The following is a 6589-nucleotide window of genomic DNA, read 5'->3' on the forward strand; positions in this document are numbered from 1 at the left end:
CATTATGCGAACCGTCCGCAGAAGAAAACTTCAGCGCTTCGGCGGCGGCTTCGCCTTCCATGTCAAGCAACACTTGCTCGACGTGCCACGTCGAACCTTGGCCCGCATCAAGCGCAGATTTCAGGCGCTGCACAATGTTCCCAAGTTCTGACCAGTCACCGTGCGCATGCACACCAACAAGCTCGCGCATCATCCCGTAGTACTGTTTGACGAAGTGTTTCGCCCGCGCCTCTAAAGCGCAATCTCTTGCCGGCTGTTCTGGCCGCACTCTCTCAGCATCGACCGACAGAAAGAAGTCCGAGAAACGGACGTAAGGCGTCATGCGCCAGATTTCGAAGTAACGACCGCTGGCGACCGCATTCCAGGCGAGAATCTGCGCCGGCTTGCCGTCTGGGCGTAGCTGAACCTCGAAGCGGAACCAGTCCATGGCATCGGCCCGGCTCAACTGCTTGCCCTTCTCATACAAGCGGCACATATGCACGTCGCCGGAACCCATGTAAAACGTGCAGCCCGTATCTTGGCCATGGTCAATAATTTCCCGGATTTTGGGCTTGCGGCCGCGCTGGCCATTGGCCTGCCAATTCTCGTGATGTAACAGCAAATGGGCACGCGCATCGGCGTAGCCGCCAGGCCATTGCAAGTCAATCGCGACGTCGCCGCGAGACAAGCGGAACGGCTCAGGACCAAAGACACGGCAAAGCACAGTGACAGCAACGGCGGCCAGCGGCCCTGAACGGTCAAACATCATCGTGCCCTTCTGATGCTCGCCGCCGTAGTAGACCTCAAACACGGGTTCATCAGTCATCATCTCGTCGCAGTGAACGGAGTAAGCGAACTGATAGCAGAAACGCGGCTTGCGGGGCTTCATGTGAAAGCCGTGGAGAATAAGCTGTTCGCCCACGTGATCGGGCTTGAGGGTGTCTGTCGTGACCGTCAGGAAGTCCAGCTTCAACGGCATCCGGAAACCGTCGCTGTGGAGGCTACTGCACTGCCGTGCGCTATATTCCGTTTTGTTATTAAAAACCTCTAAAACCGGCTCCAAAGCGGGGGTTTTGGAGCCTTGCAAGGTATTTGACCCCCCTGTTAGAGGGAAGGGGGTCGAACTGTGGATAAGTTCTTCTGGGACGGGTGACGCTGGTGGGACTTGCGGAGCGCCCTGCTCTTGGTATACTTCGGACATGAATGCATCCTTGCTAGGGAAGGTTGTGTTCTAGAACCCCCGGTCAGTTGGCGCTGCCGGGGGTTTCGCTTTTTGCGTTACAGTGACGATAATTGAGTGCCGCGGGATTGATTTGCGTTACGGTAACGCCTTTGGGTTATATCTTTTCTGCGACACGCTCAATAAATTTGACCACGCCAAAAAGGAGAATAAAGAAAGCAATGGCAAGAGAAGCGTATTCAATGAATTCGTTCATGGCTAATCCTCCAATATTCCGCGAATACAACGCCAAAAATCCATGACAAGAAAGGAAATGGGCACAAAAAAACAAAGAATAATGACGGCTAACAAAACATTAATGAAGTCCATTTAGGCAAGCCCTTTTATATAGCCGATTAGGCAAAGCAATATAAAAACAAAGACGATAAAGCACAAGAATTTGAGCGCAACGTTAAATGCTAGATCATACATTTGTTAGCCTTTGTAACTGTATTCTTTGAACCATGAAGGCAAAGGTTCATTGCCGCACCCGGCACGCCAGACAGACTCTACAATTTGAGCAAACTGCAATTGCCCATAATAAAATTCATCCTCAACATAGCGATGACGAAGCGCAGCTAAAAGCTCTTTCCATTCTGATTCAGAAAAGCTAAAGCGCACTTTTTTACCTTGATTTTTTCTAAATCTACGTTGACGCTCAGCATTAGAAAGCGCCTTACCAGAGGCCGGACGGCCGCGCTTTTTAGGCTCAGGAATTAATGCCATGGTAACGCTATCATTTACATCTTTTGCCATCTTGCCGCCCTCCTTTGAAGATACTTTATTATACGTTATGGTAACGCCAATACAAGAAATTTCACCCCATTTGGGGTTATGGTGCGGCGGGTACTGATTACGCGAAAACGATACAGCTGTTTTCGACTACATCAGTACCTAATGGGACGGCGGGAGGGGTTTACGGGCAAAGAGACGAATCAGAAATTCCACAAGAGATACAAGCCAGCCCAAGAAATCATTGAACCAAGAAGCGACAATGCCGCCAAGAAATGCGGAGCAGATCAAAAGCATGGAAAATGAAACCATCATCTGATTGAACATCTCTTGACTAAGTGTAATTTGATTCATGCTATTCACCTTTGCGAGAAAATACAGAAACCAAGAGGATTACAAAAAAGGCCAATATTGCAATGAGTATAAAGATAGTTTCTTGGTCCATGATTTACGCCGACATAAAGCCCATAAAGCCAGCAAAGAGAAAGCTCACGATTTGAATCGCTTGCATGAGTGTGTCGAACTGCTCCGGCGTCATAATAAAGCCCTCACGATTTAGCAAAGATGTCCAGCGACTGGAAGCCCATTCGCCAGGCAATGCCCAGCGTATAAATGCTGGCGACGGTAGAAACTTGAAGCGGCCACTGACTGGGCAATATCACGGCCATGGCCTCGCGAACGAAATCAGGTGCAGCCGTGACAATGGGCGCTACGATGAGCGCCAGCGCAGCAAGATAAGCCGCGACCATGCCGAGAAAAACGCTCACGAGCGTAAGTCCAAGCGCCTTATCTTTCAGGAACTTGGCAATCCAGCCGACAAGCGCAATCATCAATACTGGCATTTATTTACCTCCAGATAATTCCGACTTATCACCCGCGAGGCTCTTGATTTGTTGCCACGCCATAATTGCAACAAGGCCCCATGTTACCCAATTCGCGACTTGCTGATACGGGCCACAGATACCATTCGGGACGAATTGAATCGTGATAGAGCGTCCAAATAAGGTTACAGTGCGCGTCAATGAGCACTGCCCTCCTCCGCCCTCGGGAAAGCCCATTGCTTTGAGCATCGTACCGACAGGGCCGCGATAGTCATCCGGTTTCGGCAGCATATTATGGAACTGGTCAACCGCCCCCGCATAATCGCCAGGCGTAATGCCCGGTATCGGCTCGCCCATTGCGAGGCCAGAAGCGATTTGCTGCATGCTCAGCGTCATGGCCTTAGTGTTGGCCTCGACTTTTTGCTGTGTGGCCTCTTGCGAGACGCCGCACGTCCCAACCTGCTGACACGTAATCTGCGTGCCACCTGTACCCGTTCCAGTACCCGCATTCCCTGTTGTGTTGCCGACCTCAGTTGTAGAACTAACTACTTTGCCATCCTTAATTGTCGTCGTCGTCGTGGTATTTGAAGCGCGATCATAGGACTTGACTTGAGTGCCGCCGTCAACGGTCGGCGTAACTGTCGCTGCAGGGTTTTTGTTTTTAACATCATCCCAGCTCGGATAGACAATTACATTGCCACTAGACGCATCATATATATTGCCGTCAGACATCACGTATTGACCGTTTGTCGCGTTATTGCAAACGGGATTAGTGTTATCGAATGAAAACGTATTGCCATTTCTGACAATAGAACATGGGGTGCCGGATGGTTTTGGAACAGCGGATGGATCACTTGCAATCATGCCGCACATATTATCAGCGTTAATAGCATAACCCGGAGGACACGTTAATTGTTTAGTTGCAAGAAAATTAAAATAGTCGCCTTCTGTAGTTTGATAAGAGCACATATAAAAAGAGCCAGAAGCAGGCGAGCAGCCATTATTGATTTTAACGGTATAGCCGTTAGAGGCGGCAACAGCAGAAACAAGGCCAGTATCTGAGCCTGCCGTAATTGAAGTGCCATTGGCCGTAAAGTTGCCAATCATTGGCTGGACAGCGGGGGGGACAGGCTTTTGCGTGCTAGCATCGCGTGTCCAATTTGTGGGCAGAGGAAGGCATGCAGGATTGATTGCAACCATGCAATCGTAATTGGCGTCACCAGCAGGATTTGAAGTCATTGCAATGCCAATGGCAGGATTGCCAGCAATAACTCTTGTAGCCACAGCACCCGCCATTTTAGTGCCGTTTATCGCGGCATTGAGAATTACGGGGTAAAGCTGTTGGCCAACGCCTGCATAAGCGTAATACGGCCAAAGCAATTGGCCGCATAGCACCGATATAAGCGTTATGTAACGCAATATATTTGCCAGTATTTTAGTCATGAGCCGCCGCCAATCTGAGTTTTATTGTCGGGATATGCGTGCATTTGAAATGAATAGCCAGGGCAATAAACATGCCGAATTGAATCGGCAACATCAGCAATTCGCTTAACTTGAGAGGCTTTTTGTTCTCGTAACGCAATACCGCTAAACGGCGCGTAAGCGTGCAATACATGCCGCCCTTCTCCAACGGATCAAACAGCTTGTTGGTATCGTATGCCGCGCCGATGGTCTTGGGCTTGAAGAATGTGCGGTCTGAAATGGGCGAATTTACTTCCGTTCCATAACGAGAAACCGCGAGATGGATTTTGGGGAGCGGAATAAAGCCAAGAAGTTTCAGCTTGTCCAAGCGCTGGCATATCACCAGCGTTTCAGCAAAGCTCATGCGTATTTGCTTGTCCATCGCTTGAATGTGCTGAATGATCAAAATCACGTCCCAGCCGAGTTTGCGAGTCAGCGCGAAGAACTCAATGAGCTTTTGACGATCTCCACCAGCCCAGCCGCGAGAATTTAAGCAGAAAAGGCCTTCGTCGATAATGAGCAAGCCGGCTTTTTCTTCAGACGGACCACCGCGACCGAGCGAAATCAAGTCATCGGCAACGGGAATGTCAGAAAGAACCACGACATGCGAATCAGGGTCCACGTCTTTGAATGACGTAAAGTCCAGCGCGAAATTAGCCGCGACGCGCCGGCCTTGTTTCAAATAGCGATACGCCTCAGAAACGGCAAAAGAGGTTTTGCCCGCCCCCAGCTTGCCGCACACGACAGAAAAGGACATGGCAAAACCTCCGATGCAGTTGAATAAGATTAGCCGATGAATTTGCGGAACATCTTGACGCCGCCACCCACGCCGAAGAACAGCGCCAGCACCGCAATACCGGCAGTGATAGCCGCAGTCACTTCCGCCACGGTGCTCGTGGCCAGACTGCCCCAATCAATCAGGCCAGCGGCGAAAGTCGGCGCAGCGGCCAGGGTGACAGCGGCAGTCGCCGCAGCTTTGGGACCGTATTTCTTGCAAACGCTCAGGAATTTCATGACATATCTCCAGTGAAATGAGGAAAAGGGGCAGGACACCCCGCCTATGGGCCTGACACGTCAAGCCCATAGGCGTGGCGCCCTAGCCGTCCGAATAGCTGCCGGACATGAGCCAGGCTGCTTTCTTGATGGTTTTGCGGATGAAGTACCCGACCCAGAAGGCGGCGATCATGTAAGCGATCCAAGGGGCGTATTCCATGTGTCACCTCTTGCGCCCCGCGATGAAACGGGGCGCGTGGAGCCGTCAAGCGGCGGATTTGAGTTCGGTCTTCTGCAGCTTGTCGAACAAGTCGTTCTTGAGCAGGTCGAAAAATTCTTTGATGGTGATTAGCCGGAGATTCATTTCCGTTGCCTGACCCCAGGTCGTGAAGCGGGACACCGAAGGGTGTATCGTGTAGTCGCCAGGCGGGTAAGGCTTTTCGTCCTTTGCAAGCGTGATTTGCGACTTGTAAGGATAGAGTTCGCGGCGGCCGTCGCGGTCGTAACCGTAGATGTAGACGGTCTGTTGCGGGAGCTGCATCGGCACCCCTTTTTTAGTGACGATGTCTTTGAGACGGACATTGCCGTCCTCTTGCTCAATGCGGATATGAAGCATGTCAGTTCCTCTCGTTGGCTTGGGTTTGCGCCGGCTCTGGCGCGGGGGTAATCATCTGACCGGATTTGGAAAGCTCAGGATTGTTCGAATAGGGATAACGGGCGATATCTACGAATGAGCCATACGGGCCGTGGTCAGTGCGCTGGGGCTTTTCGGTTTGAGTTTTCGTTACGGTAACGATTTCGCGGACGGCGTACATATCAAGCCGACCATCGGCGTGAGCAGCCGAATATGCAATTTGAATCAGCGAGGCCGCTACAAAGAACTTAATTGATCTAAAATCGGAGGTGGTGCGCTGGACGTGTATCATGGCTGCTCTCTTTGACCCCGAGAGGGTCATTACGGGAGCAAGATTAACCCCCAAGGGGTCATTTTGGCAAATTTAAATGGAATAGCGATGAAAACATTTCAAGACTACGTGGAAGAAATCAAGGAAAAACAAGGGCTTAAGTCGAATAATGCTGTCGCAAATTTGCTACTGATAGACGCAAGGAAGATGAGTGACATCATGAAAGGGAGGAGAAACCCGCCAGCAATTGCACGATACACAATCGCTGACATTCTCGGTTACGACAAGACCGAGGTAAGTGCTTGTTTAGATTATTGGGAAACGAAAGACCCGCAGGCGCGGGAATACATCAAGAGCGTTTTTTTGCGACATTCGCGCAACGTTGCCGCTTTGTTCCTAGTAGTTACGATGCTCAGCGCCGCGCCAAATTCAAACGCCTTTACGGGCGCTAGATATGCGAACGGGTTAACAGAATCACC

Annotated in this window: 10 protein-coding genes; 1 reads left to right on the forward strand and 9 read right to left on the reverse strand. The window is 50.8% G+C overall.

Annotation, left to right across the window (positions count from 1 at the left end):
* The 9 genes from JW897_RS23965 to JW897_RS24005 form a co-directional block, all read right to left on the reverse strand.
* On the reverse strand, positions 1 to 1180 hold a 1180-nt coding region (locus JW897_RS23965; RefSeq protein ID WP_205467911.1), incomplete at its 3' end, for a replication initiation factor domain-containing protein.
* 453 nt (positions 1181 to 1633) lie between these two features.
* Positions 1634 to 1954: a hypothetical protein gene (locus JW897_RS23970; RefSeq protein WP_205467912.1), complete on the reverse strand. Its 321-nt coding sequence runs from the start codon at positions 1952 to 1954 to the stop codon at positions 1634 to 1636.
* A 138-nt stretch (positions 1955 to 2092) separates the two neighbouring features.
* Positions 2093 to 2284 carry a hypothetical protein gene (locus JW897_RS23975; protein ID WP_205467913.1) on the reverse strand — a complete coding sequence of 64 codons (192 nt, stop codon included), beginning with the start codon at positions 2282 to 2284 and terminating at the stop codon, positions 2093 to 2095.
* A gap of 194 nt (positions 2285 to 2478) precedes the next feature.
* A complete protein-coding gene (locus JW897_RS23980; protein ID WP_205467914.1) occupies positions 2479 to 2772 on the reverse strand; it encodes a hypothetical protein in 294 nt (97 codons plus the stop codon).
* Entirely contained in the window at positions 2773 to 4194 is a 1422-nt protein-coding gene (locus JW897_RS23985) for a hypothetical protein (protein ID WP_205467915.1), read from the reverse strand.
* A complete protein-coding gene (locus JW897_RS23990) occupies positions 4187 to 4969 on the reverse strand; it encodes a zonular occludens toxin domain-containing protein (RefSeq protein ID WP_205467916.1) in 783 nt (260 codons plus the stop codon). Before JW897_RS23990 ends, JW897_RS23985 begins: the two co-directional genes overlap by 8 nt.
* A gap of 29 nt (positions 4970 to 4998) precedes the next feature.
* The gene (locus tag JW897_RS23995; RefSeq protein ID WP_205467917.1) at positions 4999 to 5226 is read right to left on the reverse strand and encodes a hypothetical protein; all 228 of its coding nucleotides are present in this window, start codon (positions 5224 to 5226) and stop codon (positions 4999 to 5001) included.
* 244 nt (positions 5227 to 5470) lie between these two features.
* Complete coding sequence (locus JW897_RS24000) at positions 5471 to 5821, reverse strand: single-stranded DNA-binding protein (protein ID WP_205467918.1); 351 nt, start codon at positions 5819 to 5821, stop codon at positions 5471 to 5473.
* A gap of 1 nt (position 5822) precedes the next feature.
* Entirely contained in the window at positions 5823 to 6131 is a 309-nt protein-coding gene (locus JW897_RS24005; RefSeq protein ID WP_205467919.1) for a hypothetical protein, read from the reverse strand.
* A gap of 87 nt (positions 6132 to 6218) precedes the next feature.
* On the opposite strand from JW897_RS24005, the gene JW897_RS24010 reads away from it, so the two are divergent.
* Positions 6219 to 6589 (forward strand): hypothetical protein (locus JW897_RS24010; RefSeq protein ID WP_205467920.1); only part of this gene is annotated, 371 nt, incomplete at its 3' end.

The sequence above is a fragment of the Chromobacterium alkanivorans genome (assembly GCF_016937655.1).
Taxonomy (GTDB): domain Bacteria; phylum Pseudomonadota; class Gammaproteobacteria; order Burkholderiales; family Chromobacteriaceae; genus Chromobacterium; species Chromobacterium alkanivorans.

What these genes read in the sequence shown, in the direction of transcription:
- JW897_RS23970 (WP_205467912.1), bottom strand. Translation starts at nt 1,954, where the DNA reads ATGGCAAAAGATGTAAATGATAGCGTTACCATGGCATTAATTCCTGAG.
- JW897_RS23975 (WP_205467913.1), bottom strand. Translation starts at nt 2,284, where the DNA reads ATGAATCAAATTACACTTAGTCAAGAGATGTTCAATCAGATGATGGTT.
- JW897_RS23980 (WP_205467914.1), bottom strand. Translation starts at nt 2,772, where the DNA reads ATGCCAGTATTGATGATTGCGCTTGTCGGCTGGATTGCCAAGTTCCTG.
- JW897_RS23985 (WP_205467915.1), bottom strand. Translation starts at nt 4,194, where the DNA reads ATGACTAAAATACTGGCAAATATATTGCGTTACATAACGCTTATATCG.
- JW897_RS23990 (WP_205467916.1), bottom strand. Translation starts at nt 4,969, where the DNA reads ATGTCCTTTTCTGTCGTGTGCGGCAAGCTGGGGGCGGGCAAAACCTCT.
- JW897_RS23995 (WP_205467917.1), bottom strand. Translation starts at nt 5,226, where the DNA reads ATGAAATTCCTGAGCGTTTGCAAGAAATACGGTCCCAAAGCTGCGGCG.
- JW897_RS24000 (WP_205467918.1), bottom strand. Translation starts at nt 5,821, where the DNA reads ATGCTTCATATCCGCATTGAGCAAGAGGACGGCAATGTCCGTCTCAAA.
- JW897_RS24005 (WP_205467919.1), bottom strand. Translation starts at nt 6,131, where the DNA reads ATGATACACGTCCAGCGCACCACCTCCGATTTTAGATCAATTAAGTTC.